At 46.3% G+C, this 587-nt stretch carries 3 tRNA genes and 1 rRNA gene; all 4 read left to right on the top strand.

The annotated features are described in order from the left end of the window. Positions 1-106 precede the first annotated feature (106 nt). The 4 genes from rrf to DN408_RS28815 all read left to right on the top strand — a co-directional run bounded on the left by rrf (position 107) and on the right by DN408_RS28815 (position 557). Positions 107-222, top strand: a 5S ribosomal RNA gene (rrf, locus tag DN408_RS28830). A gap of 5 nt (positions 223-227) precedes the next feature. Then, positions 228-303: transfer RNA gene (locus DN408_RS28825), tRNA-Val, on the top strand. A 99-nt stretch (positions 304-402) separates the two neighbouring features. Next, positions 403-477: transfer RNA gene (locus DN408_RS28820), tRNA-Gln, on the top strand. 4 nt (positions 478-481) lie between these two features. Next, positions 482-557, top strand: a tRNA-Lys gene (locus DN408_RS28815). Positions 558-587 lie beyond the last annotated feature (30 nt).

Raw genomic sequence — 587 nt, 5'->3', positions numbered from 1 at the left:
AACCATATAATATGAAGCAATGTTATCTAGTTTTGAGAGAATATAAAAAACTTATTGACTTTCTAAGTGAATCAAGTTATAATAATTTTGTCTCAATCGAATATAGTCTGGTAATGATGGCAGAGAGGTCACACCCGTTCCCATACCGAACACGGAAGTTAAGCTCTCTAGCGCCGATGGTAGTTGGGACCTTGTCCCTGTGAGAGTAGGACGTTGCCAGGCAATTCGGAGGATTAGCTCAGCTGGGAGAGCACCTGCCTTACAAGCAGGGGGTCGGCGGTTCGATCCCGTCATCCTCCACCATTTAGCCGACTTAGCTCAATTGGTAGAGCAACTGACTTGTAAATCAGTAGTTGGGGTTCGGCAGTTCGAATCTGCCCCCCTCCACCATTTCTTAATTATTGGGCTATAGCCAAGCGGTAAGGCAACGGACTTTGACTCCGTCATGCGCTGGTTCGAATCCAGCTAGCCCAGCCATTAAGAGCCATTAGCTCAGTTGGTAGAGCATCTGACTTTTAATCAGAGGGTCGAAGGTTCGAATCCTTCATGGCTCACCATTTTCTTAAAAAATATGCGGGTGTGGCGGA

The sequence above is a fragment of the Bacillus sp. AR13-1 genome, from assembly GCF_008042285.1.
GTDB lineage: Bacteria > Bacillota > Bacilli > Bacillales > Bacillaceae_G > Bacillus_A > Bacillus_A mycoides.
The sequence above is the reverse complement of the archived record's forward strand: the minus strand, read 5'-3'. Positions and strand labels throughout refer to the sequence as shown.